Source organism: Thermobrachium celere DSM 8682 (assembly GCF_000430995.1).
Lineage (GTDB): Bacteria > Bacillota > Clostridia > Clostridiales > Caloramatoraceae > Thermobrachium > Thermobrachium celere.
Genome location: NZ_HF952018.1, coordinates 1,533,523 through 1,556,526, shown reverse-complemented (window position 1 = coordinate 1,556,526; position 23,004 = coordinate 1,533,523). Strand labels below are relative to the sequence as shown.

23 protein-coding genes, 2 tRNA genes, 1 pseudogene and 1 riboswitch are annotated in these 23,004 nt (G+C 30.2%); of the genes and pseudogenes, 18 read left to right on the top strand and 8 right to left on the bottom strand.

Going from position 1 to position 23,004, the window contains the following annotated elements; translation table 11 throughout:
- Position 1 precedes the first annotated feature (1 nt).
- Together TCEL_RS08175 and fliK are read right to left on the bottom strand one after the other, a co-directional pair.
- Positions 2-268 (bottom strand): EscU/YscU/HrcU family type III secretion system export apparatus switch protein, encoded by a 267-nt coding sequence (locus TCEL_RS08175; protein ID WP_018663044.1) that lies wholly within the window; start codon positions 266-268, stop codon positions 2-4.
- Positions 265-1,431: a flagellar hook-length control protein FliK gene (gene fliK, locus TCEL_RS08170; RefSeq protein WP_018663042.1), complete on the bottom strand. Its 1,167-nt coding sequence runs from the start codon at positions 1,429-1,431 to the stop codon at positions 265-267. The genes TCEL_RS08175 and fliK overlap by 4 nt, the downstream gene beginning before the upstream one ends.
- A gap of 79 nt (positions 1,432-1,510) precedes the next feature.
- Between fliK and TCEL_RS08165 the strand changes: the two genes are divergently transcribed.
- The 8 genes from TCEL_RS08165 (at position 1,511) to TCEL_RS08130 (ending at position 8,806) form a co-directional block, all read left to right on the top strand.
- Complete coding sequence (locus tag TCEL_RS08165) at positions 1,511-2,194, top strand: metallophosphoesterase (RefSeq protein ID WP_018663040.1); 684 nt, start codon at positions 1,511-1,513, stop codon at positions 2,192-2,194.
- A 37-nt stretch (positions 2,195-2,231) separates the two neighbouring features.
- Positions 2,232-2,441 (top strand): heavy-metal-associated domain-containing protein, encoded by a 210-nt coding sequence (locus tag TCEL_RS08160; RefSeq protein WP_018663038.1) that lies wholly within the window; start codon positions 2,232-2,234, stop codon positions 2,439-2,441.
- Positions 2,442-2,653: 212 nt separating this feature from the next.
- Positions 2,654-3,352, top strand: coding sequence for a purine-nucleoside phosphorylase (gene deoD, locus TCEL_RS08155; protein WP_018663036.1), 699 nt, complete (start codon positions 2,654-2,656; stop codon positions 3,350-3,352).
- A gap of 131 nt (positions 3,353-3,483) precedes the next feature.
- Entirely contained in the window at positions 3,484-4,893 is a 1,410-nt protein-coding gene (locus TCEL_RS12835; protein WP_018663034.1) for a LysM peptidoglycan-binding domain-containing protein, read from the top strand.
- Between the two features lie 156 nt (positions 4,894-5,049).
- On the top strand, positions 5,050-5,559 hold the full coding sequence (locus TCEL_RS08145) for a GNAT family N-acetyltransferase (protein ID WP_018663032.1): 510 nt from the start codon (positions 5,050-5,052) through the stop codon (positions 5,557-5,559).
- Between the two features lie 42 nt (positions 5,560-5,601).
- Entirely contained in the window at positions 5,602-6,528 is a 927-nt protein-coding gene (locus TCEL_RS08140; RefSeq protein ID WP_018663030.1) for a TRM11 family SAM-dependent methyltransferase, read from the top strand.
- A gap of 12 nt (positions 6,529-6,540) precedes the next feature.
- Positions 6,541-7,809: an ArsB/NhaD family transporter gene (locus TCEL_RS08135; protein ID WP_018663028.1), complete on the top strand. Its 1,269-nt coding sequence runs from the start codon at positions 6,541-6,543 to the stop codon at positions 7,807-7,809.
- Between the two features lie 145 nt (positions 7,810-7,954).
- Positions 7,955-8,806 (top strand): putative manganese transporter, encoded by an 852-nt coding sequence (locus tag TCEL_RS08130; RefSeq protein WP_018663026.1) that lies wholly within the window; start codon positions 7,955-7,957, stop codon positions 8,804-8,806.
- Between the two features lie 82 nt (positions 8,807-8,888).
- Here TCEL_RS08130 and TCEL_RS08125 read toward each other — a convergent pair whose 3' ends face one another.
- Positions 8,889-9,326, bottom strand: coding sequence for a copper chaperone Copz family protein (locus TCEL_RS08125; RefSeq protein WP_018663024.1), 438 nt, complete (start codon positions 9,324-9,326; stop codon positions 8,889-8,891).
- Positions 9,327-9,472: 146 nt separating this feature from the next.
- Positions 9,473-9,646, top strand: a riboswitch (cobalamin riboswitch).
- An 82-nt stretch (positions 9,647-9,728) separates the two neighbouring features.
- Between TCEL_RS08125 and TCEL_RS13500 the strand changes: the two genes are divergently transcribed.
- From TCEL_RS13500 to TCEL_RS08095, 6 genes are all read left to right on the top strand, one after another.
- Positions 9,729-10,571, top strand: coding sequence for an energy-coupling factor transporter transmembrane component T (locus tag TCEL_RS13500; RefSeq protein WP_018663022.1), 843 nt, complete (start codon positions 9,729-9,731; stop codon positions 10,569-10,571).
- Positions 10,561-12,174 carry an ABC transporter ATP-binding protein gene (locus TCEL_RS08115; protein ID WP_018663021.1) on the top strand — a complete coding sequence of 538 codons (1,614 nt, stop codon included), beginning with the start codon at positions 10,561-10,563 and terminating at the stop codon, positions 12,172-12,174. The genes TCEL_RS13500 and TCEL_RS08115 overlap by 11 nt, the downstream gene beginning before the upstream one ends.
- On the top strand, positions 12,171-12,788 hold the full coding sequence (locus TCEL_RS08110; RefSeq protein ID WP_018663020.1) for an ECF transporter S component: 618 nt from the start codon (positions 12,171-12,173) through the stop codon (positions 12,786-12,788). The genes TCEL_RS08115 and TCEL_RS08110 overlap by 4 nt, the downstream gene beginning before the upstream one ends.
- A complete protein-coding gene (locus TCEL_RS12830; protein ID WP_018663019.1) occupies positions 12,785-15,145 on the top strand; it encodes a DUF4430 domain-containing protein in 2,361 nt (786 codons plus the stop codon). The genes TCEL_RS08110 and TCEL_RS12830 overlap by 4 nt, the downstream gene beginning before the upstream one ends.
- 11 nt (positions 15,146-15,156) lie before the next feature.
- Positions 15,157-15,813, top strand: a complete 657-nt coding sequence (locus TCEL_RS08100; protein ID WP_018663018.1) for a DUF4430 domain-containing protein — start codon at positions 15,157-15,159, stop codon at positions 15,811-15,813.
- Positions 15,814-15,897: 84 nt separating this feature from the next.
- Positions 15,898-16,731, top strand: a complete 834-nt coding sequence (locus tag TCEL_RS08095; protein ID WP_018663016.1) for a Cof-type HAD-IIB family hydrolase — start codon at positions 15,898-15,900, stop codon at positions 16,729-16,731.
- Between the two features lie 56 nt (positions 16,732-16,787).
- Here the strand turns inward: TCEL_RS08095 and TCEL_RS08090 are convergent, their stop codons facing one another.
- From TCEL_RS08090 to TCEL_RS08085, 3 genes are all read right to left on the bottom strand, one after another.
- Positions 16,788-17,789, bottom strand: coding sequence for a hypothetical protein (locus tag TCEL_RS08090; RefSeq protein ID WP_018663013.1), 1,002 nt, complete (start codon positions 17,787-17,789; stop codon positions 16,788-16,790).
- 16 nt (positions 17,790-17,805) lie between these two features.
- Entirely contained in the window at positions 17,806-17,988 is a 183-nt protein-coding gene (locus tag TCEL_RS13850; protein ID WP_198010653.1) for a hypothetical protein, read from the bottom strand.
- A gap of 125 nt (positions 17,989-18,113) precedes the next feature.
- Positions 18,114-18,401: a metallophosphoesterase gene (locus TCEL_RS08085; protein WP_018663011.1), complete on the bottom strand. Its 288-nt coding sequence runs from the start codon at positions 18,399-18,401 to the stop codon at positions 18,114-18,116.
- Between the two features lie 137 nt (positions 18,402-18,538).
- Here TCEL_RS08085 and TCEL_RS08080 point away from each other — a divergent pair.
- Positions 18,539-18,613: transfer RNA gene (locus TCEL_RS08080), tRNA-Glu, on the top strand.
- 9 nt (positions 18,614-18,622) lie between these two features.
- A tRNA-Ser gene (locus TCEL_RS08075) sits at positions 18,623-18,713 on the top strand.
- A 76-nt stretch (positions 18,714-18,789) separates the two neighbouring features.
- Here TCEL_RS08075 and splB read toward each other — a convergent pair.
- Positions 18,790-19,809 carry a spore photoproduct lyase gene (gene splB, locus TCEL_RS08070; protein ID WP_018663009.1) on the bottom strand — a complete coding sequence of 340 codons (1,020 nt, stop codon included), beginning with the start codon at positions 19,807-19,809 and terminating at the stop codon, positions 18,790-18,792.
- A 65-nt stretch (positions 19,810-19,874) separates the two neighbouring features.
- Between splB and TCEL_RS08065 the strand changes: the two genes are divergently transcribed.
- A complete protein-coding gene (locus TCEL_RS08065) occupies positions 19,875-21,017 on the top strand; it encodes a DUF362 domain-containing protein (protein WP_018663006.1) in 1,143 nt (380 codons plus the stop codon).
- 43 nt (positions 21,018-21,060) lie between these two features.
- Here the strand turns inward: TCEL_RS08065 and TCEL_RS08060 are convergent, their stop codons facing one another.
- A complete protein-coding gene (locus tag TCEL_RS08060) occupies positions 21,061-22,416 on the bottom strand; it encodes a radical SAM/SPASM domain-containing protein (protein ID WP_018663004.1) in 1,356 nt (451 codons plus the stop codon).
- Positions 22,417-22,695: 279 nt separating this feature from the next.
- On the opposite strand from TCEL_RS08060, the pseudogene TCEL_RS08055 reads away from it, so the two are divergent.
- Positions 22,696-23,004 (top strand): annotated as a pseudogene (locus TCEL_RS08055) (transposase); the annotation flags it as partial.

Here is a 23,004-nt window from a genome sequence, read left to right as displayed (position 1 = left end):
ATCACTCCTTGATATTTTGTTTCTCGTCTAAGTGGTAAATAAATGCTATAATCCTTGCAACAGCTTCATAAAGCTCATAAGGTATTGGAGAGGAAGGTTCAATTTTGGAAAGTTCATTTACTAAAGATTCATCCTCAACAATGGGTACATTACTTTCTTTTGCCTTATTTAATATTTTTTCTGCAATTTCACCAAATCCTACTGCGGTTACAATAGGGGCATTAAATTCTTTTTTATATTTTAGTGCAACTGCCTTTTTTCTTTTCATACCTTCACATCCAGTTCGTTTACTATGAAATCATTGAAAAAGTTTATTATGTTTTTATGGCTTTCTTTTATCTCTTCAACATTTACGTTTATAAGCTTAATACCAATTTCATCTAGTGCTGAACTTAATAGATTTAAATTATTTTTAATGTAGTGTATGTGTTGTTTTTCACATTTTAAATTTATAACCATGTTTTGGTTGTATTTTTGAATATAGCTTTCAACAGTACCTAGATTTTGAGTATTTACTTTAATATAAAACTTTATATTGTTGGCATCCAATAAATTTTTATTTTTATATTTATTTTTAATGATAATGCTGTTGCTGTAGGTATGGTTATTTATATTTGTATTAAAAAAATAGAAATTGTAATTTTTATTTAACAATCTTATTATATCAAATTTTTCAATAAATTCATTAGAAGTTTTTAGTATGTCAGAGTTTTTTAAGAGTTCCCTAGATATATCTTCAAGAGTGAAAATTTTAGTTAATTTGCCGTCGTTTAATTTGTTTATACTTTGAATTATTTCATTTATAAATTTACTTTCATTTAAAAAATGCTTTGCACCAATTAAATTTTGTAAAGATAATTTAAGCTTATTTTCCAACATGAAGGTCAAAAAATCAGTATCTATATCATTTATTTCTTTAAGATATTGTTTTATTTCATTTAACTGTTCGTTTGAAATATCTATTTTAAATAGATTATTAAGTAAAGATTTTATATCCTCTTCAGTTAACCTTTTTATTGAATCAACTGCTTTAGAAGAATTATAAATGAACATAATATTTTCATCTGTTGCTGGTAAACTAAATTTAATAAGAGATTTAATTATTTCTTCAGCATCCTTTATGGGAATTGACAGCTTGTCTGAAATCTGTTTTATGTTTGAATATTCCCTTTCAACTTGATTTTTTTCAATAGCTCTTAAAATAACTGTGTTATCTTCAATTTTTTCAATTTTAAATTTTAGAAACTGATCCTTCTTGTCGATATCCTTTGATATAAATATTGCAGGTATAACTGTTCCATCATAAAGTTTAATTGCTCCTTTTCCTTCTTCAAGAGCAATAATTTTAGCACTAATAATCGAACCTTCATATAGTCTTTTAGTGTTATCTTGATATTTGTTTAATAGTTTTTCTAAAGCTTCTATTCTCATACAAATCACCTATTAAATTATCGGAAAAAATGTTATAAAATAAATAGGAATATAAAATAATAAATTAGGATGTGGTAATGTGGCAATATATGCAATATCAGATTTACATTTATCTTTATCTGCAGACAAACCCATGGATGTCTTTGGAGAGATGTGGAAGGATCATCATCTAAAGATAATGGAGAATTGGAATAGTAAAGTAGGAAGTGATGATTTAGTTTTGGTTGCAGGTGATATATCTTGGGCTATGAAGCTTGAGGATGCATATAAGGATCTAGAGTTTATACATAACTTGAATGGAAAGAAAGTTTTTATAAAAGGTAACCACGATTATTGGTGGAGCTCAATAACTAAAATCAATTCCCTTTTTGAAGATATGTATTTTATCCAAAATACTCATTATGCCTATAATGATTATGCTATATGTGGCACAAGAGGATGGATTAATTTAGAATCTACCGATGATGAGCATGATGTTAAAGTTCATAAAAGGGAACTTATAAGGCTTAGAATGTCTCTTGATAGTGCTGTAAAAACTGGACTATCCAAAATAATAGTTATGATGCACTATCCACCTGTAACTAAAATTGCAGTAAATCAGGAGTTTGTAGATTTGTTAAAGGAATACAAAGTTGAAAAGGTTGTTTATGGTCATATTCACTATGATGCAAGATATATTTGTGAAAATGGTTTAATTGATGGAATAGAATACATATGTACCTCCTGCGATATAATTAATTTTAATCCAGTTAGGATTTTATAAATTGTTTTGGGAAAAATAAAAATAGGAGGTGCATAGTATGAAGGAATATTCATTTAGGGTGCCATCAATGCATGATGAAACTTCTGCAAAGGAAATTGCAAGTATAATAAGTGGAATTAGAGGTATTCAAGATGTTGATGTAGACTATCAAGAGGGTACAGTAAATGTTTACTATGATGAAAATCAAGTTATAAAGGATAAAATTAAATATACAGTTGAAAAAAAAGGATTTAAAGTAGATGATTAATATAAAACTCCTCGTCACCTAAAATTATAAGGGGACGAGGGTAATTTAATATATTCCATTTTATTCTAAATATGTTCTAATAATTTAATAAAATTTATATTGAGAAGGTTTTTTATATATGATAATATTTAAAATAGACTCAATTAAAGGATTTGTTACACAATTCGCAAAAGTGGAATGATTACAAAAACATTATGAATAGGAGGAAGAGCATGAGCGTACATATTGGTGCAAAGGAAGGTCAAATAGCAGAAACAGTTCTTCTACCAGGTGACCCACTTAGAGCAAAGTTTATAGCAGAAAACTTTTTAGAGAATGTTGAATGCTATAACGAAGTTAGAGGAATGTACGGATTTACAGGATATTATAAGGGTAAAAGAGTATCAGTTCAAGGAACTGGTATGGGTGTACCTTCAATTTCAATATATGTAAATGAATTGATAAACAGCTATGGTGTTAAGAATTTAATAAGAATAGGAACATGTGGTGCAATAAAAGAAGATGTTAAGGTTAGAGATGTAATACTAGCAATGACATCATGTACTACATCAAATATTAATAGAATAACATTTAATGGATTAGATTATGCTCCAGCAGCAAGTTTTGATCTTTTATATAAGGCATACGAATATGCAAAGAAGAATGGAATAAACGTAAAAGTTGGAAATATACTAACAGAAGACTCATTCTATCATGATGATAGAGAGTTTTATAAGATTTGGGCAAAATATGGAGTATTAGCTGTTGAAATGGAAACTACAGCTCTATACACACTTGCTGCAAAATATGGTGTGAATGCATTAACAATTTTAACTGTATCAGATCACGTAGTAACAGGTGAAGAAACAACAGCACAAGAAAGACAAACAACATTTACACAAATGATAGATATTGCATTAAATATAGTATAATTCAGTAAATATTAAGCCCCATGATGTAAACATCATGGGGCTTTTTAAATATCAATAATAATAAATGGGTGGATTTTTATTATTTATAACTCCTTTTATTTTGGAAAAACTAAATAAAAGGAGGTGTTAAGATGTCAATTTTTCGTGGATATAACTTAGAAAGACATGGTGATGAATATACACTTATATTATACGTTAATACAAATTCAACAGAAATATCAAGTGAACTTGGAGAAATAATTAAAAAGAATTCCGAAGACTTAAGAGAGTATGTTAAGAAGATTATAGATGATAAGTTTCCTAATATAAAGATCTCGTCAGCCAAAATAATGCTTGGTACAATGCTTCTTGCTACTGTTCCACTTGGTATAAATCCTTTTAATACAAAAGCATCTGCACAAACAACCGCACAGCAGATACCAGAATTTTATACAGTAAAAGCAGGAGATACATTATGGAAGATTGCAACGACCTTTGGGATTTCCGTAGAAACTATAAAAAATTTAAATAACTTAACTGGTGATACTATATATGTAGGTCAGACGCTAAGGCTAAGAGCAGCACAAAAGGATTCAATAACACTTACAGATACATATACAGTAAAAGCAGGAGATACTCTATGGAAAATAGCACAGAGTTTCAATATTTCTGTATCTCAACTAAAAGCTTTAAACAACTTAACATCCGATACTATATATCCAGGTCAAGTTTTAAAGGTAAAAGAAACAGTTATATATGGAACTTATTATACCGTAAAATCAGGTGATACCCTATGGAAGATAGCTCAAAGCTTTGGTGTATCAGTTGATGAGATAAAGAGAATAAATAAACTAACAACTGATATAATAAATATCGGTCAAAGATTATTTATACCTGAAAAGACTTCAGAGGAAATTAAGCCCAAAGTAACAACACCAACCCCAGTATACGAATGGCCAGCAGTAACTTATATAGTTCAGCCAGGAGATACAGTTTATTCTGTTGCTAAAAAGTTTAATACTACTGTAGATAACATTTTAAGATATAATTATATGTCTCCAGATGATTGGTTAGATGCTGGTGATAAAATTGCAATATCAGGATATGCACCAAGAGTTTACACAGTAACTCCAGGTGAATCAACTTCACCATCAACTAGAGGCAAAATTGTGGATTGGTTTTTGGAGGGCCAGTATATATTAAAAAGGGGCGATATATTTACAATTGTAGATGTTCAAACAGGAAGACAATTTAAAGTTAAAATGATGGGTGGTTATAACCATAGTGACGTTGAGCCTTTAACTTCTCAAGATACAGAAATAATGAGAAGTTTATTTGGTACATGGGAGTGGAATCCAAGGCCAGTTGTAGTATTTAAAGATGGCATGAATATAGCAGCTTCATTATCAGGAATGCCTCATGGAGCACAAACCATAACCAATAATGGTGTAACGGGACATTTTGATTTATATTTAAAGAATAGTCTGCCACACAGTCAAGATACATCATCAAGTTATGTTGAGATGCACTATAGGAATATAAATATAGCAGCTGGAATGTGATTTAAAAATAAAAAGAAATTTTGAAATAAATATTATTATATTAGGAAAATATAAGTTTATTTAAATTATATTTTCTTTACTTTTTATCATTAAAAATGTAAAATTAGTCTGTAAGATAATATAAATATAATAAGACTATATTTTGGAGGAGTTGTGATGGTGGTTAGAGAAGCTATTCCAAGCGATGTCCCGTCGGTCGCCAAAATCCATATGGATGTATGGAAAGATACCTATGAGGGAATAATTCCTAGTGAAGTATTGAGTCAAAGAACATATGATGAACTAGAGGACAGTTGGTTAGACAGACTATTTGAAGATCCTGATACTAAGGAATTTATGCTTGTAGCAGAAAATGATGATGGAGATATTGTAGGTTTTATAGTAGTTGCTACAGATGGTGATGAAGGATATAGAGGAGTTATTAAATCTATCTATGTTTATGAAGACTACCAACGTCAAGGTATAGGAACCATGCTTTTTAATGCAGCTTTAGATAAGCTTGTTGAGGAAGATATATTAAATCTTATAGTTTGGACATATAAAGATAATAAAAATAGAGTTTTTTATGAAAAAATGGGTGGAAAGGTATTTAAGGAAATCGTTGTTGAGATTGATGGTAGAAAAGTTGGAAAAATAGCCTATGTATGGGATAATATAAAGCATTGAATTTAGGCTGCACTATGCAGCCTTATATTTTGAGGTGATAATATGTATTTGTATTTCATAAATTACAGGCCAGATGAAACAGAACTATGCAGATTAGAGATGAGAGTTATTTTTGATGTTAATCCAGATAAAAAATATTTTTTTAGTGATAAAAATTTTGATATTAATAGAAGTGTTTTTATTAAGTACAAAATTGATATATTGGCACAATCTAAAGAATTTGAGGATCTAGTAACTAAAGTTAGGGAGTTGAATTTAGCTACTCAAGGATATAAAGTTAAATACTACGATGTGGATGATGATGTTAAGGTTGAGTTTAATGAAAAACATAGATTAGAGGGAATTATAGGCGAACAAATAGAAGGAGATGTTGATGTCTATAAGCCAAGTACCATTTATGCATTGACATATGTTGAAGGCAGTTGGATATTTGGTAAGTACATAAAAAATAGTGGTGAGTGGCATAAACACGAACATAAACCTGTATATTATTGTAATGCACTGCCAGTTAGAATAGCAAGGACAATGCTTAATATAGGTCTAGGAGATGATTTAAATAAAAAAGTAGTAGATCCTTGTTGTGGAGTTGGAACAGTCCTACTTGAAGCTGCAGTTTTAGGTGTTGATATAGAAGGATATGATTTAAATGATAAGGTGGTTGAAAACGCAATAAAAAATATTGAGTTTTTTGGATATGATATTAAAGTTCAAAATAAGGATATATCACAAATAGAAAAAAAGTTTGACTTGGCAATAATTGATTTACCCTATGGAATACTATCAGTAACTTCCCATGAAGAGATTATGCACATATTAAAATCAGCGACAAATATAACAAAAGAAGCAGTAATAGCTGCCGTAAGCGACATAAGAGAGGATTTAGCAGAAGTAGGCTTTAAAACGGTTGACTATGCTGTAGTACCTAAAAAGCATTTCAAAAGATATATTTTCAAATGTGTTTTAAAATGAGGGGGACATATGATGAAAACATTAGCATTAGTATTATTCTTATTAACATATTTATTGTTAATACTTTTACCTAAATATAGAACTCAGACGGCTGTAGTTGTTGCGATTTTATTTGTAGCTTTAGGTATACTCCCATTTAATAAGGTATTAACTACTATAGACTGGAACGTAATACTTATGATTTCTGGTACTATGGGTATAGTATCTTTGTTTATAGAATCTAAAATGCCTGCAGCTATGGCTGATTTTATAATAGATAGGGTAGGATCTGTAAAGTGGGTTATAATTTCATTATCTTTATTTGCAGGTATAATATCTGCTTTTATAGACAATGTTGCAACTGTTTTAATAGTAGCTCCAGTGGCATTAAACTTAGCAAAGAGGATAAATATATCACCTGTGTATATGCTTATTGCAATTTCAATTTCTTCAAACCTTCAGGGAGCTGCTACCCTTGTAGGTGATACAACATCTTTATTACTTGGTGGATTTGCCAATATGGACTTTTTAGACTTTTTCTTTTTTAAAGGGAGAATAGGGCTGTTTTTTATTGTTCAACTTGGAGCTATAGTATCAAGCTTAGTGCTTATAGTTTTCTTTAGAAAATACAACCAGCCTATCCATTTAGAAGAAAAGGAAAAGGTTGAAGATATGTTTCCAACATATCTTATAATAGCAATGGTAGTGCTTTTAATACTAGCTTCATTTATACCAAATAAGCCATCCATAACAAATGGACTGATTTGCGTTATTCTTTTACAAATAGGTTTAGTTAAAGAACTTTTAATCAATAAAAATAGAAATGCATTAAATGTAACACTTCTTCAAATCGATTATCAAACAATATTAATTTTAATGTCCCTTTTTATAATAATAGGGGGAATAACTGAGGTTGGAGTAATAAATGACATAAGTAGACTGTTTTTGAAATTTGGAAATGGAGGACTTTTTACAGTTTATTCGCTATTTGTATGGTTTTCAGTTTTAGTGTCAGCTTTTATAGACAATATACCATATACTGCTACAATGCTTCCAGTTGCAGCAAAGGTGGCTGCAGGTATGGGAATTCAGCCATATATTTTATATTATGGACTATTAATTGGTGCAACTCTTGGAGGAAATATAACACCAATTGGTGCATCAGCTAACATTACAACATTAGGAATACTAAAGAATGAAGGATATCAAGTAAAAGCAAGGGATTTTATGAAGTTAAGCGTTCCATTTACGCTATCAGCTGTTCTTTCAGGTTATATCATTGCTTGGTTTATATGGTTATAGAATTTTAAAGGCTTTATCAAGACTTTTATTTGTTTTGATAAGGCCTTTATTTATTATTTTGCTTAAATAATGTATATATTGAAATATATTGGGAATAATATTATAATAGAAAATGCAAATTATTTGCAAATAGAGGAGGGAGACTATGGAACTTATACATGAAGCTCTTCATGATACAATAATTGCATTGCCTATATTGATTGTTGCTTTTGTTTTCATTGAGTTTATTGAACACAGGATGGGTAAAAAATATGACTATAAAATAAAGAGTGCTGGTAAATTTGGTCCTATAATTGGTGCAGCTTTAGGAATTATACCTCAGTGTGGTTTTTCAATACTTGGAGTTATGTTTTATCTACAAGGATATATTACTTTAGGTACACTGCTTTCAATATTTTTAGCAACATCAGATGAAGCCCTTCCAGTTCTTGTTTCTCATCCAGAGGCTATGGATAAAGTATTACCTTTTATACTTATTAAGTTTAGCATAGCTGTAGTTTGGGGATATATAATTGATTATGTTTTAAAATCAAAAACATCTGAAATTGAGGATGCTGGTGCTGAACTTGCTGTAGCAGACGAGTGCTTAACAGAGCATTTTAATTTAAAGGAAGTTTTAATACATTCAGCAAGAAAGAGTTTTAGAATATTTATATACATGTTTTTAATAAACATAGTTTTAGCTTATTTGGTTGATATGTTTCATATTGATAAAAGTGTAGGAGTTTTGAGTAAATCATCAGCTATACAGCCTGTATTTGTATCATTAATTGGTCTTATACCAAACTGTGCTATTTCGGTTGGTATAATACAGGCCTTTGTATTAGGAATTTTAAGTTTTTCAAGTACAATTGCAGGTCTTTGTGCAAATGCTGGTTTAGGATTAATATATTTAGTAAAAGAGTCAAAAAGTAAACTTGATGCTTTAAAGATTATAGGTTTACTATATCTTATAAGTTCATTAACGGGAATGTTGTTATTTGCATTTTTAAAATAACATAAATGTTTTAGTAATTAATCACAAAAACACCCCATGATGAATACCTTAAAATTCATCATGGGGTAATATTTATACTTAATTATATCTCAGTATCAATTAAGCTTAATGCGTAATTGAAGGCATCTTCTAGTACTTCTTTACAGCATTTGCCTGAAGGGTTTTGTGTTTTACATCTACAGCTTTTCATTGCACCTGTTAAATCAACAAGTTCTTGAAAAGTTTTAATTTTTTGTTTTTCCACTACTAGATCTATTACATCCTTTAACGTCACATTGGCACAGTAGCATACAATGGGATTTTCTTGATTTTTATACCAAACAGGAACCTTTATATCTCTTTGAAAATATATTTCAGATGTTTCATTATTAAAGTACACTATGTCACAATCAGGATTTTTACATAGTCCATATTCAAATGATTTAAGATGCTTTTTAAAATGGTCGTTAACAAGGCTTTCAACTGTTATTCTTTGAACTAGGTCACCTTCTTTTTTACACATAGGACATATATTTGTCATACTATCCCCCCGATAGACTATTTGTAAATAGTTTATATTAAAAATATATTTAAGTAAATACTAAATATTATTCAATATAAATTTAAAGAAAATTTTTGAAAAAAGCATTGATTATTTTCTATAATTGTTATATATTTATAGATGAAAAAGTAAATAGCTTTACAGGTGCCATGTATATGGTTAAAAGGGAAAACGGTTAGAATCCGTTGCAGCCCCCGCTACTGTGAGTGGTGACGAAGCCTAGGTATACCACCTTTTTGGGAAGGTTAGGCAGAGGATGAACCACAAGCCAGGAAACCTGCCTGTAAAGAGGAAAGTTACCTTCGGAGGGAAGGGAGACTTAAAATATTTAAAGAGTATTTTAAGGCCCTAACCGGGCCTTTTTTTGATGGAGTTGATTATATGGAATTACATGTTTTATCTTTGGTTTTATATACAGTAATGCTAATTAGTATATCCTTTTTAACATTAAATCCAATTTTGCTATTGAGTATATTGATATGTGAACTTGGGATGTTTTTATATTTTAAAAAAAGAAGGATTATATTAGTAACAATTAAAGTTTTTTTACCACTGATAATTATAACAATATTGATTAATATGTTTTTTTCAAGTGCTGGAGTTGTAGTTTTATTTAGACTTTTTAATAAGTATGTCACCCTTGAAAGTTTAATATATTCTGTTTTGTTTGCAGTAAAACTATTAATTATAATATATGCCTTTTACATAATGGAAATGCTTATTGATTCGGATTCAGCGTTAACATTTATTTTATCTAAAATGCCAAAGACAGGGCTAATTTTTATGGTGTGTTTAAAGTTAATACCTACTATGAAAAATAAACTTAAGGATTTAAAGGATATATACTTAATTCGAGGTGTAGAGTTTGAAAGTAAGAGTAGATTTGAAAGGATTAAGGCTCAAATTCCTTTGATGATGGTTTTAATAGAGGAATCTTTAGAGTCATCCTTTGATATTGCAGAGTCAAGCTATGTTAGGGGATTTCTATCGGGTAGAAGAAGTATTTTTAATAAAAAGAAGTTTAAATTGGTTGATTATGCTATATCTATTTTAAGCCTAGTAGCTTTTATACTTGTTTTGTTATTAAGAAAAATCATTGACTACAACGCATATGAAGATTATAGATTAAGTTTAAACTTAGAAACACTTATAATTACCTTTATGATTTTTTTACTTACTGCTGTAATTAATTACTATTATAAGGAGAATAGGTATGCAGATTAAAATTAGCAATCTAAACTATTATTATCCAAACTCAAATAGAAAAGCGTTAGACAATATAAATTTAAATATTGATGATGGGGAGTTTGTACTTGTTGTGGGGTACTCAGGTTCAGGAAAATCAACTTTGGCAAAGTGTATAACAGGAGCTATACCTAATTTTTATGGTGGGAAAATTGGTGGTCAAGTTTTTTTAGATGGTGAAGATGTATTTAAATTAAATCAAAAAAATAGATCGAGTTTAGTTACAATGGTATTTCAAGATCCAGAAAAGCAGATTTTAATGAATAAGGTATATAGGGAGATAGCATTTGGATTAGAAAATATAGCACTTGATGAAGGAACAATAAAAAAAAGGATATGGGAATCTCTAGAGTTCTGTGGTATTACAGATCTTTATGATAGGGATATATCAACTTTATCTGGAGGACAAAAGCAAAAGGTTGCAATAGCATCTGCTCTTTCTTTTATGCCAAAGTGTATTATATTGGATGAACCAACATCACAGCTTGATCCAATTAGTGCTGATGAGGTTTTAAATATTGTAAGGAAGATAAATAGAGAGCTTATGATTAATGTTATTGTTATTGAACAGAGGGTATCAAGATGGTTTGATCATATAGATAGATTAGTAGTTATGAATGATGGAAAAATTGAATTTAGTGGAAAGAAGGAAGAAGCATATTTGAGTAACTTAAATGCTATAGAGGACCTCATTCCATCAAGATTAAAGTTAGCCAAAAAGATAGGAATTATTGAATATCCAAAGGATAGTAGAAGTATAAAAATTGGGTTAAAAAATATTGAATTTAAAAAAATAACTAGAGAAGAAAAAAAAGAAAGCAATATGCTTGAAGTTAAAGATGTTAAGGTAAAATATGAAAGTAAAACAGCAGTTAAGGGAGTAAGTTTTAATTTAAAAAAGGGAGAAGTAGCTGCCTTAATAGGTGCCAATGGAGCTGGTAAGTCAACACTTTTAAAAGCGATTATGGGGCTTTTAGATTATAAGGGAACTATTATATTAGAGGGAGAAAAGATAGATAGATTAAAGGTAAAGGAAAGAGCAAAATATATTGGATATCTTTCCCAAAATCCTAATGATTATATTACTAAAGATACTGTGTATGAAGAGCTTTTATTTACATTAAATAATTTTAATATACAAGATAAAAGTATTATAGATGAAATTTTAAAAAAGCTTGATTTATATAAACATAAAGACAAAAATCCAAGAGATTTAAGTGGTGGAGAAAAACAGAGATTAGCACTTGCAAATACCTTGATTTTAAAACCTAAACTTTTGCTTTTAGATGAACCTACAAGGGGGATTGATGTAAATATTAAAAGTGAAATTTCAAAGATAATAAGGGATTTATCAAGGGATGGGGTTTCAATTTTACTTATAACTCACGATATGGAATTTGCAACAGATTGTGCCGATAAGTTTATGCTAATGTTTGATGGAGAAATAGTTGATATTGGTGATAGCAGAGTATTAGAGGATTGTATCTTTTACACAACTGAAATTAACAAGCTAACTAGAGAGTTTATAAGTGGAGTTTTTACATTTAATCAGTTTTTAAATGCTTTGGAGGGAAATAGGTGAATATTGAGTTTTTAATAAATCTGTTTGTTATAATTTTTATATTTACTATATTTGTTTACTTTGAAAAAAGTAAAATGGGAACAAAGGAAATAAGCCTTATTGCAACGTTAGGTGCTATTGCAGGAGTTTTTAGGATACCATTTGGGGCAATTCCTAATGTTCAACCCACAACTTTTATAGTTGCTGTAGTAGGTAATGTTTTTGGATCCTTTGTGGGATTTATAGTTGGATGTACAGCTGCTTTTATTTCCAATATATTTTTAGGACATGGACCATGGACTATATGGCAGATGTTTGCATGGGGAATTATAGGTGCAGCTTCAGGACTAGTAAGGAAAAAGATTAAAATGGAATATTTCTCTATAATCTGTTTTGTTTATGGATTTTTATTTGATTGGATAATGAATTTATGGCATGTAATAGGCTTTATTAGGCCTATTAATATAAAAACTATAGCCTTAGCCTATCTAACAGGATTGGTATTTGATATATTGCATGCAAGTTCAAACTTTGTCTTTTCTGTTCTGTTCTATGATGAGATGTATAAGATATTAAAACGATTTAAGGATAGGCTTGAGGTGACATATATTAAAGAAGCGGGGGGAGACATATGAAAAAATTAGTATCAAAATTAATGCTTTCTATTTTCATATTATTACAATTTCTATCTATTATACCAAAACAAGTATTAGCAGATACACAAAAGGTTTATGTAGTAGTTCAAAGCAATCAAGGTATAGTTGCAGAAGGTACTACAACAAAAACTAATGCACTAGAGGCATTAGATGAAGTTTTAAAGGCAAAGGGAATTACTTATGTAGTAAAGGACAGTAGTTATGGCAAATATATATCAGAAGTAAATGGACTTAAGGAAAATGATTTAGGTTTATATTCAGGTTGGATGTATGCAATACAAAGGGATGGCAAGTATGAAATACCGAATTCAATAGATTCAACAGAGTTAAAAAGTGGCGATAAACTATTACTCTACTACGTGTGTTATCCAAAGCCATATTTAGCAAATGATATTAGTTTTTCAACATTAAGCCCAAACAAATCACTTACAATAACATTCAACAATATTGGTTGGGATGGAACAGTAACTAAGATAGAGGGATTTAAAGCTGAAATTGATGGTAAAAGTGTACAAGTTGTAGAAAATAGAATAGAAATTCCTCAGGGATTACAAGAGGGAGTACATGAACTTAAGTTTTATGATTTTAAAGAAGGAAATGATATACCTAACATTGTTGCAGATACTATCACATTTGAAATTAAAAGGCCTAAGTTTACTGTAAGGGTAGAAGGATTACATGATACAGTAGTAAGAGGAGAAGTAGAAGGAGTAAATGCTCTATCTGGAGTGGAACAACTTCTAAATAAGAATGGGATTTCATATAAGGTAATAGATGGTCAGTGGGGTAAATATATTGAAGAAATAAATGGACTAAAGGCAGGAAAATTTGGTGGATATGATGGATGGATGTACTATATAAAGAGCAGGAATAAAATAGAGACTCCTATGGTGGGAATAGACTCATATATTCCAAATGAAGGCGATGAGATAGTTGTATTCTATGGAGATTTTACAACAGCATATGCAAATACAATAAAGTTTACGCCTGATATAGTAGAGCCTAATAAACCTTTAAAGATTCAATTTGCATATACTTATTTTGACTGGTATCAAAATAAAAATGTAACAATTCCTATTGATTCAGCAATTGTTACTATAGATGAAAAGAATTATATAACAGATGCAAATGGAGAAATTAGTGTAGAGGGATTAAAAGAGGGAGTACACAGCTACAGAATTAGTGGGTATAATGTGGATAAATTACCTACTGTTGTTAAAGATGAGGGTGTATTTACAATAGATGGAGTTCATAGCCCAAATATAGATTATAGAGATAGTGCGTATTTAGAATTTGTTTCAAAGAATAATAATTTAATCAATAAGAATATTGAAGAGGATGTTAAATTAACATTAAATTATATAGAAAAGAATCAGCTAGATATGTGGGCATTTTTAAGTTTAGCCAAAATGGGCAAATCAATAGATAAAGGCCTTGTAGATGAAGCTGCAAAGGAACTTAAAGCTTATGGTATAGATGAATATACTAATACTGATATTGAAAAATTAATTCTAACATTAACAGCAGCAGGATACAGCCCATATGATTTTGCAGGTTACAATTTAATGGATGAGCTTTATAACAAAAGAAGTTTAGATAAATTCCTTATAAACGATGCAATATTTGCACTTCTTGCTTTAGACTATACAGGCGATAGAAAGGATTATAAAATAACAAGAGAAAAACTTGTGGATTTTATACTTAATAAGGCAGTTACAGTAAATAAAAACGGTATAGAGCTTTATGGTTGGACATTAAATAGTCAAATGGGAATTAACCCAGATATAACAGGTATTACACTTGCTGCATTATCACCTTATATGTCAAATAGTAAGGTAAAGGTAGCAGTAGATAAGGCAGTTGATAGTTTATCAAAGATGCAACTTGATTCTGGATATATACCAGATAGTTTTGGAGCGTATAGTGAAACATTATCCTTTGTTATATTGGGATTAACTGCTGTTGGAGTAAATCCAGAGGGAATAAAATTTACAAAGAAAAATGGAGACTTATATTCTGCATTATTAAGTTTTAGACTTGATAATGGACAATTTGCCCATGAGATAGGAAAAAAGGCAGACTATATGGCAACAGAACAGGCACTTAGAGCATTAATTGCAATAAGAGAGTTTAAAAAGACAGGAAGATATAATTTCTTTGAAAATACTATAGACGTTAGCAAATTAAAGATTTATGAAATAGAGGAAGATAAGGTTGAGGTTACTAAGCTTCTGCCAAAAACAGGTGGAATGTTTGATTTAAATGTAATTTTAGCTTCAGCAGTGATTATGATTGTTTTAGGGGTAATAATGGTTAGAAAGCAAACAAGGGCTTAGGAGGAAAGAAGATGAAAAAGAAGCTGCTTTTAATAGTAGCAATGCTTGTGATTTCAATATCAGCTATTTCATTTGCAGGAAGTCTACAGAATAAACTGCAGGGTAAAGATAGTAAGAAGATAGTTGAAAGTAATAAACAAAGTAAATTGGAAAATAAAGAAGTAAAAAAAGAGGACATACAAAAGCAAACTAAACCAGATAACAAAAATAGTAAGCAAAGCTCAAACATAAAAGAGAAGAATAATCAAAAACAAATCGAAAATAAACAAACAGCTAAACAACAAAAAAGTAATGGGGTTTCAACATTAACTGACAACAAAAAAAATACTTTAGAAAGCAGAAACACCATTAAAAAGCCTAATGTATATATTATTGATACAATAAATAACAAAGTGATTTATAAAGGGTATGTAGAAATAAATTCTAAGACAGCAGCAGAGGTGACGCTTAAGGTATTAATAGAAAACAAAATATCCTATAGAACAAAGGGTACTGGAAGTAGCATATACTTCTCCTCAATTGCAGGATTAAGGGAGAGGGACTATGGTGAAAAAAGTGGATGGTGTTACTATGTAAATGGTGTTAAGGCACCTGTTGGTGCTGGAGGGTATATATTGAAGAATGGAGATATATTAGAATGGAAGTATCTTGAGGATGGGCTAAAGTAGCCTATCCTTTTTTATGTTGTTGGTTGATAAAAAATTATTTTATAGTATAATTTTTTATGGACTAAAAACGAAAGGATGATGATTTTGAAATACAAACTTATTGCCATGGATATGGATGGGACACTTCTTAATAGTAAAAAAGAAGTAACAGAATATACAAAGGATGTTTTAAGAAGGGCAGCTAAAGAGGGAGTAAAACTTGTTGTATGTACAGGTAGAATTTTTACCTCTGCAAAATCCTACGCAAGAATAATAGGTACCAAGGCGCCTATAATTGCATCAAATGGTGCATATATTCGTGAAAAAGATAGAGAAGAGGTTATATATGAAAAGTACATAAATAAAGATACATTGATTAAAATAATAAAAGTCTCAAGAGAATGGGGATTTTATCCTCACATATACACAACTGATACAATATATTCAGAAAAGCTTATTCATTCATCCTTAAATTATACAAGGTGGAATGAAACAGTTCCTGAGGATGAAAAAATAAATATAAAAATAGTAGATAGATTAGAGGATGTTGTAAATAAAGAGGGAGAAAATTTTTTAAAGGTAGTTGTTATGGCAGATGAAGATCAAATAGAGAGGCTTCAGGGATTGAAAAAATATATTAGGGAAAATATGGATGTATCTGTTTTTTCATCATACGTTAATAATTTTGAAGTTATGGATAAAGAGGTATCAAAGGGAAGAGCACTTAAAATACTTGCAGAATATTTTGGTATAAATAAAGAGGAGATAATTTGTTTTGGTGACAATGAAAATGACAAAACTATGTTTGAATTTGCAGGTTTTCCAGTTGCTATGGGAAATGCAGAAGAGGAAATTAAAAAAATAGCAGCATATGTAACAGACACAAATGATAATGATGGAGTTGCAAAGGCTATAGAGAAGTTTGTACTAAATAAATAGTATTAAAAGATTGCAATGCCCATGAATAGATTGTGATCTATTCATGGGCATTGTTTTTAGCTTCGAGTATTTAAAATTACATTTTCAAGATCTAGCAGTTTCTTTTTTGACTCATTGTTTAAACTGTTTAATATTTCTTGTCTAAACATCATGCCTAATTCTTTTCTTTCCATATTATTTATTTTTACATCTGTCCAATCAATTTTTTTATTTTTATATATTAAATCTAAATCAACTATTCTTGTGCCATCATCAGCATATTCTAAACCTAATAATATTTTTTTAATTTCAGTTGGTGGTAGTAGTGTAAAAAGTTTAACCTGATAAACTAGTACAGATAATAAAAATCTTGGTGTATCTTTTGTCCATGATTCTCCCAATATAAGTCCTATGTCAAGGTTATCAAGGGCAACTGATAGTCTTTTATAGTGTAAATCATATTCACTATATCTATCATAAATGCGTATTTTAACTTCATACCAATTTCTATCAACAAGACCTTCATTTAAAAATCTAAGAGCTTGGGTTCGCATTTTAGTTGATACAGTGTTAATATTTTCATCAATTAATAGGGCTGTTGTTTCAAAGGAGTTTAATGTTAACCTACTGTTAAGCGGTCTGTCTGTAAAAAATATTATTGTTTGATTAGATGACCCATTGTCCAAACTTTCAAATATTGAATACATATTTGCTTTGTATTCATAGGCAACAGAACTTATGATTTTATCTTTATCTCCTTGAGTTCTCATAATCAACATTCCAGGTGCACTACGTATGTCATTTATATGATCATATAACCTTTTATTTATTAATGTTGTATAAAATTCATCAGCAGATAAATTTATATAAATTGTTGCAATAATATCTTTAATGTGTGCAATTTTTATTCCTGGTTTTGTTATAAAAACTATAGTTGAATTTTCATATGAAGTATTTAGAGCATCCACAATACTTGTCTTTACAGCTTCGAAGTTACTTAACAATAAATTTGTAAACTCTTCTGGTTTTTCACTACCTATTACAATCATCTTTGGACCCAATCTAAAAAGTGAAAGCATAAATTTTCCCCCCACACTACATACCGATTTTTGTTCTTAACAATCTATAGCTATCTGTATTGATAGGATATTTAAGATGAAATACCTTATGTGTATCTAATTCTATTACATGTATATTTTTTATTCCATTTAAAAATTTTTTAGATGATGTACTTTTATCATGTCCATAAAGATAGAAAGAACATTCCTTAGAAGGCAATTTATCAAATTTATGTGCAAGACCAATTGTTGTACTATTAATGGATATAGTTTCTCCTTCATTTATTAGTTTAACTTTTGGAATATTCTTTAGTAAATAAGGATAATCATGATTTCCAGGTACTATTATAACTTCTTTTTTACTAAAGGCGTTAAGCTTTTAATAAAGTTAATAGATAATTTTTCATATTCTTTTAGTTTAAAGGGGTATAGTTCAAGCTTTATATTATCTACCACATCGCCTGTATGTATAATATAATCTGGTGATAATTTTTTCACAAGTCTAATCAATTCTGGATAGATGTTTGAAGGTGTGTCGCTAATGTGCAAAATAGTATTTCTAACCTTTAGAAGAGATGATGGTATATATATTTTACCAGATATGTAGTATAGAGTGTGTATAAATTTTTTCATATTTACACCTTCTTTAATAAAAGTAATATATTTTGATTTTATTACTAGTAAATGAGGAATTCAACTTAAAAAAATTTAAAAAAATATGTTGACATATGTCATAATACATGATATATTAATACATGTGCTTAAGGCATGGCCCCTTGGTCAAGTGGTTAAGACACCACCCTTTCACGGTGGTAACAGGGGTTCGAATCCCCTAGGGGTCACCAATTAAATATGGAGAGGTGGTCGAGCTGGTTTAAGGCACCGGTCTTGAAAACCGGCGTGGGGGCAACTCCACCGTGGGTTCGAATCCCACCCTCTCCGCCAAATAGTGCCACCCAGGTGAAATGTGACATTTTCCGTTTTGTGTATAATATCACATTTCACCTGGGTGGCACTTTAGTTATGTAAAGTATTCAACTTCAGCCTTAGGAAATCTCTTTTTTATTTCTGAAATTATAAAGTCCTTCATTTCTGTTGATATATCTTTTTTATATACATATTTATAAACTCCATAGGGTCCCCATTTCTGCTGTCTATTTTCCATTGAAAAGTCTATCTCTGTATTTGGAAAACGAGCTAATATTGTGTCCATAGCCTTTGTTGTAAATCTATGCTGTATCAGTTCAAAAGTTATTTCAGCTTTTTCTGGATTTTTAATTTTATCTCTTAACATATCTAGAAGTTCAGCATATTCTTGCTTGTAATTATCATAATAGTATATTGGTGCAATAATAAATCCTAATGGATATCCTGCGTCATAAACTTTTTGTGCAGCCTCTAGTCTTTCGTTTAGTGGGCTAACATTGAATTCAAATTTATTTATCACATATTTTGAATTTATACTAAATCTTATTTTTGTATGTTGTTTGTGATCTATATTAAGTAGTGAGTCAACATATGCAAATTTAGTTACAAGCCTTAGTCTACCGTATTCTTGATCTGCAAAAAACTCTATTGCCTTTTTTACAGAACCAGTTAGATGTTCAACAGATAAGGGATCGCTAGTGCTTGCAAGCTCGAATGATGTAATTTTGGGTTTATTTTGATTTATATATTTTTCGTTGTTTTGTAAAATTTCTTCAACATTAGCATATACCCTTGCAAATGGTTTAATATTTGGGTTAGACTGTAAATAGCAGTATTGACAGCTAGCAGGACAACCTGTAACTAGTGGAAACTGATAATCTGCAGAAGGTCTGCAACTTTCAAGTTTCATGCTTTTTTTAATTGAAACTACAAGAGAGCTTTTAGCGTAAGCATAGTATTCTTTTATGTCATCAAAGTCCTTTTCAAAACTAACGGATTTATTTTCAATAAATACAGGTATGTTTAGTTCCTTTAATTTATTGTATATGTATTTTCCTGTTGGATAGTCTAATGTTTTAGGTTCAAAAAAGGCACGTTTTGGATAAAAAAGCATATGAAAACCCTCCTTTATAAATTAGAATAGGTAAAAAGTCAAAAAATATGTACTGAGGTGATAGAATGGGAAAGGTTTATGCAATTAAATGCAATGATTATGAAAGAGAAAATGTGTATAGGGCTGTTGATGAATTGATAAAACACTATGGTGGAATAGATAAAATAGCCAAAAAAGGTGAAACAGTTTTTTTAAAGATTAATTTAGTAATAAAAAAGCATCCAGATGAGGCAGCAACAACTCATCCAATGGTTATAGAGGCGATAAGTAAAAGACTTGTTGAAAACGGGTGTAGAGTGATTATAGGAGATAGTCCAGGTGGGCCATATAATGAGAAGATACTTAGAAGCTTCTATAAGGTATGTGGGATAGAGGAGGCTGCCAAAAATAGCGGAGCCGAACTGAACTTTGATTGTTCTTATAGTGATTATAAAACCTCCGATGGCTGTATATCTAAGGTTTTAACTATGATTGATCCACCCTTTAAATGTGATAAAATAATTACAATTTCAAAGCTTAAAACACATAGTATGGCTGTTTATACTGGGGCTGTAAAAGTATTATTTGGTATGATACCTGGGGTGTTAAAGGTAGAGTATCATTTTAAAATGCCTGAGATATATGATTTTTCTAATTTATTAGTTGATATATGTGAGACTGTAAAACCTTCATTTTCAATTATTGATGGAATAGTTGCTATGGAGGGGGATGGACCAACCGCCGGTGTTCCAAAACATGTAGGTTTACTTTTAGCTTCAGATAACCCTTATGAATTAGACGTATGTGGAGCACATATTATGGGATTAAAAGTCGATGATGTTCCTACAATAAAAAGAAGTTTAGAGAGAGGGTTAATAAAAGGTGGTATAGAAAAATTAGAAATAGTTGGAGAAGATATAGAAAAGTATGTAACTAAATTTAGGGTACCTAATATTAGAAGTGTAAATTTTTTCAGAGGAAGAGTTCCAAAAAGAGTAGAGGACTTTTTAACCTTTTATTTATCCCCAAGGCCAGAGTTTTCAAAAGATATTTGTGTAAGGTGTGGTGTTTGTGTTGAAAGTTGCCCACCAAAAGCTCTTAAAATGGGTGACAAAATACCAAGTATAGATTATAAAAAGTGCATAAGATGTTTTTGCTGCCATGAACTTTGTCCTAAAAAAGCAGTTAATATAAAAAGACCATGGATATTAAGAAGAATTTTTAAATAAAGAACAAGTGCCATTGAACAATTGTTCATGGCACTTGTATAATTTATGCACATGTATTTTTTTGTTGTTTTTCCATCATTATTTTATCTGCTCTTTCTCCCCAAGATTTTGCATATTCTAAAAGCTTATCAGCAAGTTCATCAACAGTTTCATTGTCATTTAATTGTGTTGAATATGCTCCAGATTCTTTAACCATTTTTCTTAATGCATCAGGGTTGTCTATCATAGGACAAGGTCTTAGCATATTATTATTAAATGGTTGATTTCTTCTATATGCCATAAAAAGAGGTGACTTAAGAACCTCAATTAAGCTGTGTTCCTTTATGTTCATGTTAGAATAGTGGATAAATGCACATGGTTCACAATCTCCATTTGCATTTATGTGGAAATACCTTCTTCCCCCAGCAATACATCCATTTGAAAATTCACCATCATTCCAAAAATCCAGCACAAATATAGGCTCAGTAGCTCTAATTTCATTTATTCTCCTATACATATATTCGCGCTGCTCAACTGTAGCCATAAAGTTTACATCACTATCGCTTCCAACAGGAACATAAGTGAAGTACCAGCCAAATCTACATCCTTTTTGAATCATAAGATCAATATATTCCTTTGAAGCTACAACTTCAGTATTATATCTATGATAACAGGTTGAGAAGCCAAAGGCACATCCATAACTTCTTAATATATCCATTGCCCTCATTACTGCATTGAAACAACCTTTTCCACGTCTCATGTCTGTTTCTTCTTCAAACCCTTCAATACTAAAAGCTAGGGCAAAATTACCAACTCTTTGCATCTCTTTAGCAAATTCTTCATCTACTAATGTACCATTTGTAAAGGATAGAAAGGCACATTCACTATGCTTTTCACAAAGTTTTATTATATCATCCTTTCTCATGAGAGGTTCTCCACCTGAGAATATATACATGTATATTCCAAGTTCTTTTCCTTCTGTAATTACTCTATCTAAATCTTCAAAGGACAAATTCCAAGGCTTGTATTCACCAGCCCAGCATCCTTTGCATTTAAGGTTACATGCAGAAGTAGGATCAATTAATATAGCCCAAGGTATATTACAGTCATATTTTTTTTCATTTTCAAGTTGAATCGGTATTCCAAACATAGTCGCATTTAAAAAGTAGTTTATTCCTACTTTTTCTCTAACATTAGGATGAAGTTCAGTTAAAAGTTTGTATGTGTACTTGTACCAGTTACTGTTTGGATCATCTAAATATTTTTTTATAGAAGCGATGTATTTTTTATCCTGTTCACGTATTGCAATTTTTTCACCCCAACGTATTAATTTTGGAATATTTTTTTCAGGGTCTCTTAAAATATACTTAACAGCCTCTTTAATTGCGGCTTCGCCAAGTTTTGTTTTGGCTAAATTCATTTAAAACCCCTCCCATATTTTACTATTCAATATATATTAAATAAAATTAAAAATTATACACCTTATAATAATTATACTACTAAAACAATATTATGGATAAATTTAACAGTTAAATTAACATAAAAATTATACTGAATGGTCAATACATAAATAAAGGTTAATTAAATTTCATACAAGGTTCATTGTAAAATTAAATGCAACAGATAAAAAATATTAAAACCATAGTGAAAATCATGTATGATATAGGTGTCAAATCCAAACATACAGGAGGTTTTCACTATGGTTGATAAAATTAATTCTAACACAACTGTACGTTCTTTTAAACACCTAAATAGCTATGAGCGTGGAGAAATTTATGCATTACTAAAAGAAGGTAAAAGTATTCGCTATATTGCTAAAAAATTAGGACGTAGTCCAAGTACTATCTCCCGTGAAATTAAACGTGGTACTACCTTACAGCTTAAAAGTGATTTATCTACATTTACAAGTTATTTCCCTGAAACAGGTCAGGCTGTATATGAAAATCATCGCTCAAATTGCGGAGCAAAAATTAAATAGCTACAGCCGAAGCTTTTATAAAGTATGCAG

Bases quoted from the DNA above. Each gene is read 5' to 3' on its own strand.
- TCEL_RS08175 (WP_018663044.1), bottom strand. From the start codon at position 268: ATGAAAAGAAAAAAGGCAGTTGCACTAAAATATAAAAAAGAATTTAAT.
- fliK (WP_018663042.1), bottom strand. From the start codon at position 1,431: ATGAGAATAGAAGCTTTAGAAAAACTATTAAACAAATATCAAGATAAC.
- TCEL_RS08160 (WP_018663038.1), top strand. From the start codon at position 2,232: ATGAAGGAATATTCATTTAGGGTGCCATCAATGCATGATGAAACTTCT.
- deoD (WP_018663036.1), top strand. From the start codon at position 2,654: ATGAGCGTACATATTGGTGCAAAGGAAGGTCAAATAGCAGAAACAGTT.
- TCEL_RS12835 (WP_018663034.1), top strand. From the start codon at position 3,484: ATGTCAATTTTTCGTGGATATAACTTAGAAAGACATGGTGATGAATAT.
- TCEL_RS08145 (WP_018663032.1), top strand. From the start codon at position 5,050: ATGGTGGTTAGAGAAGCTATTCCAAGCGATGTCCCGTCGGTCGCCAAA.
- TCEL_RS08140 (WP_018663030.1), top strand. From the start codon at position 5,602: ATGTATTTGTATTTCATAAATTACAGGCCAGATGAAACAGAACTATGC.
- TCEL_RS08135 (WP_018663028.1), top strand. From the start codon at position 6,541: ATGAAAACATTAGCATTAGTATTATTCTTATTAACATATTTATTGTTA.
- TCEL_RS08130 (WP_018663026.1), top strand. From the start codon at position 7,955: ATGGAACTTATACATGAAGCTCTTCATGATACAATAATTGCATTGCCT.
- TCEL_RS08125 (WP_018663024.1), bottom strand. From the start codon at position 9,326: ATGACAAATATATGTCCTATGTGTAAAAAAGAAGGTGACCTAGTTCAA.
- TCEL_RS13500 (WP_018663022.1), top strand. From the start codon at position 9,729: ATGGAATTACATGTTTTATCTTTGGTTTTATATACAGTAATGCTAATT.
- TCEL_RS08115 (WP_018663021.1), top strand. From the start codon at position 10,561: ATGCAGATTAAAATTAGCAATCTAAACTATTATTATCCAAACTCAAAT.
- TCEL_RS12830 (WP_018663019.1), top strand. From the start codon at position 12,785: ATGAAAAAATTAGTATCAAAATTAATGCTTTCTATTTTCATATTATTA.
- TCEL_RS08100 (WP_018663018.1), top strand. From the start codon at position 15,157: ATGAAAAAGAAGCTGCTTTTAATAGTAGCAATGCTTGTGATTTCAATA.
- TCEL_RS08090 (WP_018663013.1), bottom strand. From the start codon at position 17,789: ATGCTTTCACTTTTTAGATTGGGTCCAAAGATGATTGTAATAGGTAGT.
- TCEL_RS08085 (WP_018663011.1), bottom strand. From the start codon at position 18,401: ATGAAAAAATTTATACACACTCTATACTACATATCTGGTAAAATATAT.
- splB (WP_018663009.1), bottom strand. From the start codon at position 19,809: ATGCTTTTTTATCCAAAACGTGCCTTTTTTGAACCTAAAACATTAGAC.
- TCEL_RS08065 (WP_018663006.1), top strand. From the start codon at position 19,875: ATGGGAAAGGTTTATGCAATTAAATGCAATGATTATGAAAGAGAAAAT.
- TCEL_RS08060 (WP_018663004.1), bottom strand. From the start codon at position 22,416: ATGAATTTAGCCAAAACAAAACTTGGCGAAGCCGCAATTAAAGAGGCT.